The sequence below is a fragment of the Nostoc mirabile CHAB5784 genome (genome assembly GCF_020829645.1).
GTDB lineage: Bacteria > Cyanobacteriota > Cyanobacteriia > Cyanobacteriales > Nostocaceae > Nostoc > Nostoc mirabile.
This window is the reverse complement of the sequence record NZ_JAIVFS010000239.1, coordinates 1-4202: the sequence shown is the minus strand read 5'-3', so window position 1 is coordinate 4202 and position 4202 is coordinate 1. Positions and strand designations below refer to the sequence as shown.

Here is a 4202-nt window from a genome sequence, read left to right as displayed (position 1 = left end):
CAGCAGCATTAATCTTTTGGGCTAGGGAATCAATTGTGTAATTTAGTCCATTTGAATTACGTAGAAGTGTGGTTATGTCTCGGAAATAAATTCCAGGTTTGGGAAAGTTGGGGACATCACGAATTAAAGATTTTAAATTCATATGTTTGTTAGGTAATAATTACATAAACATGGTATCAATTAGAGAAGGAAACATAACTAGTTTGCATTGGAATTTGTTCTCTTGTTTAATGATTATTCCTCTAATCATTCACAGTAATTTTTGGAACAAATTATTGAAAAATACTACCCTCAATTAGGCTTGGTTTATCAGCTTAATTTAATTGCTGTCGGAATTGTCTAATACTGAGATACATGAGGAATACAGCGAAAATTAGCAGGATAAGTGCTTGATTCCATAGTATTTCAAACCCAACTCCTTTGAGTAATATTCCGCGACAGGCTTCGACAAAGTAGCGTAATGGATTCAGATAACTTAACCATTGCATATAATCAGGCATTGCAGATATAGGGCTGAAAGGGCCAGCTAAAAAAACTAAAGGTGGGTTAACAAAGGCAGTTGATAGTAATGCCTGTAGTTCACTTTTGGTGAAGCAAGCTAACAAAACGCCAATGCAAATTACTACCCAAAAATAAAGTCCTGCTATGGTGGTATAAACTAGTAAAGCACCATTAAATGGAAGATGAAAGAAAAGTCTACCTATAACAAGAGCAACAAGAGAATTACAAGTGAGTAAAATTAGTAGTGGAAAAATTTTTGCCAAGATAACTTCTGTATCAGAAGCTGGAGTTATCATCAGAGCTTCAATAGTCCCCGCTTCTTTCTCCCTAACTACCAATGATGAGGCAGCCTGAACACCAACTACTGTGAATAAAACACCAATTGCACCCGAAAAGATAAACCAGGAACTTTCTAGCCCTGGATTGTAGAAAACGAAAGTATTAGCTTGGACGTTGCCAGTTGTGAGAGCTATGTTAGCAGTTTGAGAATGGCGGTTCAATTGACGTAAGTTGTAGTCACTGACTAATCGGCTCATGTAATTTGAAGCAATACTTGCTGTATTAGCATCCACAGCGTTGTACAGAACCTGTACTTGGGCAGTATGTTTACGAGCAATGTCATCAGTAAGTTCGGGTGGAATAGTGATGGCAACTGTCAGATTCCCAGCAGCCAAGGCATCTGTCATTTCTTTTTGAGAATTGTAGTATTTACTAATTACAAAGACATCCGTCTGGTTCAAAATCTCAACAAATTGACGAGATGTACTGCTATTACTATAGTCAGTAATACCAACCTTTAGGTTCTGAAAGTTTGGATTTAGGGCAAATCCAAACATTATTAATAATATGTTAGGTGTTATTAGAATTGTGACTAGAAGCTGACGATTGTGTGAAAGTTGTGCAATTTCTTTGTTAAATAATGCCCAGAACCGACTAGTACAAATTTTATCTATTAGTTGTATAAACAGCTTTTTCATTTAATCCTCCAATTGCATACGCCGTAGTTTCCACCAAGCCAGCAAGAAAAAGAAACCTGCCAGAAGTCCCAAAGTTAGAACCGAACTCCAAGCTATAGACCAGCCCATGCCCTGAGAAAAGGCATCACGAGCCAGTAAAATATAGAAGGTAGTTGGTGTAAAATTAGCAAGCCAACGCAAAGCAGTAGGAATGTTAGCAATTGGATAGGTAAAACCAGACATCAGCCAGGGCAACATGAAGGTGGTTGCAACTACTACCTGAACTACAACAGGTAGAGATTTGAAATTACTACCAACAAAGATGCCCCAGAGAACGCCACAAGCTACATATAATGCAGAACCAACTATTAGAGGGGTAGGGTCACCAGCATACCAAAGACCAAAGAAAAACCAGGCCATCACGTTTGTCAGAAATACCTCTGTGATTCCCACTAACCAGTAAGCCATTGTCTTACCTAATAAATACTCAGTGCCAGTGAGGCTAGAGGCATAAACTTGGATAATAGTCCCATGTTCCCACTCTTTGGCTGTAGCTAGACCAGCAAACAATGGGGGAAGTAGTGTCAAAGACATACCCATAGCTCCTGGGCCAACGTAATTTAAACTTTTTAAACCGGGGTTGTACCAAAACTGCGATTGAATGTTTACAGCGATCGCAGTTTTGTGATTCAGATTTCCAACAAAGGCGTTATTAGTTGCGATCGCATAATTGCGAATGAGATTAGCAGTGTTAGCATCAGTACCATCTACTAAGATTTGCACTTGAGCTTCACGTCCATGCCGCAAGTCTCGCGTAAACTCTGGAGGAATAATCAGACCTGCTGCAATTTTTCCTTGATTGAGCATTTGAGGTACATTGACTTTTGAGCCAATGGCAACTATTTTGAATTTGTTTGTACGCTCAAAAGTAGCAATGTACTCGCGGCTAGTATATGTGATATCTAAATCCTGAACAGCGAGATTAATATTGTTCACATCAAGAGATGATGTTAAGCCAAACAGCAGCATTGCAAACACAGGTAAAAGAAATGCTAATGCCAATATTAGTTGGTCACGTTTAAGTTGTACGAGTTCTTTGATTGTCTGGGCAATGACCCGTTTTGGTCGTACCATCACAATTTATCCTTCTACTCTGTTGGCACATATAAACCACGCTGTTGGGCTTGAGCCACAATACTGATAAAAACATCTTCTAGAGAGAACTCAATCTCACGATAGCTATCAACTATAATTCCTGCTTCTTGTAGCCAGGATTGAATTTGCGGTATCTCAGTTTTATGAGTGTCTAAAATTGTGTGCAAACATGAACCAAAAATAGACATTCGCCAAGGCTCAAACTTATCTTTAAGCAGTTTTGCAGCTTTCTGTAAAGGATTGCACCGCCATTCCACTAACTGTCCCGGTTGCTGAGATTTTACTTGGCGGGGAGTTCCTTGAGCAACTATCTCTCCTGCAACCATGAAACCTAAACGGTGACACTGTTCGGCTTCTTCTAAGTAATGCGTAGTAACTAGTATAGCCATGCCTTCACGAGCAAACTCGTTAATCCAACGCCAAAATTCACGTCTTGCTAAGGGATCGACACCAGAGGTTGGCTCATCTAAAAACAAAACTTTAGGTTCGTGCATAACTGCTGCACCAAAAGCCACTCGCTGTTTCCAACCACCTGGTAAGTCAGCAGTTAACATATCCCCTTTGCCGATCAGGTCACTCATCTGTAATACCCAGTTTTTCTTGGCTCGGCGATAGCGATGCGGTATACCATATACACCACAATAAAACTCTAAGTTTTGTTCGATTGTAATGTCATCGTAGAGGGTAAACTTTTGAGACATATAGCCAATTTTCTGCCTCACTACAGAGCTACTTAAGGCATCTGTTTCGCCTGCTAAAGTTACTCTCCCAGAACTGGCTGGAAGTAAGCCGCAGAGCATTTTGATTGTGGTTGTTTTTCCAGCACCATTGGCTCCTAATAAACCAAAGACCTCACCATATTTAATATCTAAGTTGATTTGTTTGACAGCATGAAACTTACCAAAGGTTTTATTGAGGTTTTGTGCGCCGATCGCAGTTCCAAAATCTTGTACTTGGTGGTAAATCTGAGGATAGTTACACCTTGGACTGTCAGCTTTGAACTGTCGGAGACGAGCAACAAAGGTGTTTTCTAGAGTTGGGGTATTAATAACTATGTTTTGCAGGTTTAGCTGTTGCTGTTGTAAAATACACTGCATTTTCTGAATAGTCTGGTGGGGCTGCGCTGTTAACACATCCAGATGATCTCCAAAGCGCTGTGTATCTGAAACCAACTGATGTAAATCAGCGTTCTGCTGGAGAATATCCTCAGCCTGGTCTAGCTGTGCAATTGGTAGGTAAACTTCCAAGCGTTGCACACCTAAGCTCGCTTTTACCTCAGCAACAGTGTCACACTGCTGAATCTTGCCCTCATACATGAGAGCAATTCTTGAACAGCGTTCTGCTTCATCTAGATACGGTGTAGCTACCACTGTAGTCATACCTTCATCAGCAGCTAATTGCGCTAAAATATCCCAAAACTCACGGCGTGAAACTGGGTCTACACCTGTGGTCGGCTCATCTAGTAGCAAAATCTGCGGTTGATGAATCAGCGTACAACATAAACCAAGTTTCTGCTTCATGCCCCCTGACAAGTTCGCCGCTAAACGGTCTTGGAATCGTGCTAAACCTAAAAATTCTAAGAAATATTTG

At 40.4% G+C, this 4202-nt stretch carries 3 protein-coding genes and 1 pseudogene; all 4 read right to left on the bottom strand.

Going from position 1 to position 4202, the window contains the following annotated elements; all coding sequences use genetic code 11:
* Window positions 1-142 (bottom strand): annotated as a pseudogene (locus tag LC653_RS44895) (adenine phosphoribosyltransferase); the annotation flags it as partial.
* A gap of 172 nt (window positions 143-314) precedes the next feature.
* Window positions 315-1478 (bottom strand): ABC transporter permease, encoded by a 1164-nt coding sequence (locus LC653_RS44890; protein WP_229501691.1) that lies wholly within the window; start codon window positions 1476-1478, stop codon window positions 315-317.
* Window positions 1479-2591 carry an ABC transporter permease gene (locus tag LC653_RS44885; protein WP_229501690.1) on the bottom strand — a complete coding sequence of 371 codons (1113 nt, stop codon included), beginning with the start codon at window positions 2589-2591 and terminating at the stop codon, window positions 1479-1481. It abuts the gene before it with no gap.
* Window positions 2592-2605: 14 nt separating this feature from the next.
* Window positions 2606-4202 (bottom strand): ATP-binding cassette domain-containing protein (locus tag LC653_RS44880; RefSeq protein WP_229501689.1); only part of this gene is annotated, 1597 nt, incomplete at its 5' end.

What these genes read in the sequence shown, in the direction of transcription:
- LC653_RS44890 (WP_229501691.1), bottom strand. Translation starts at nt 1,478, where the DNA reads ATGAAAAAGCTGTTTATACAACTAATAGATAAAATTTGTACTAGTCGG.
- LC653_RS44885 (WP_229501690.1), bottom strand. Translation starts at nt 2,591, where the DNA reads ATGGTACGACCAAAACGGGTCATTGCCCAGACAATCAAAGAACTCGTA.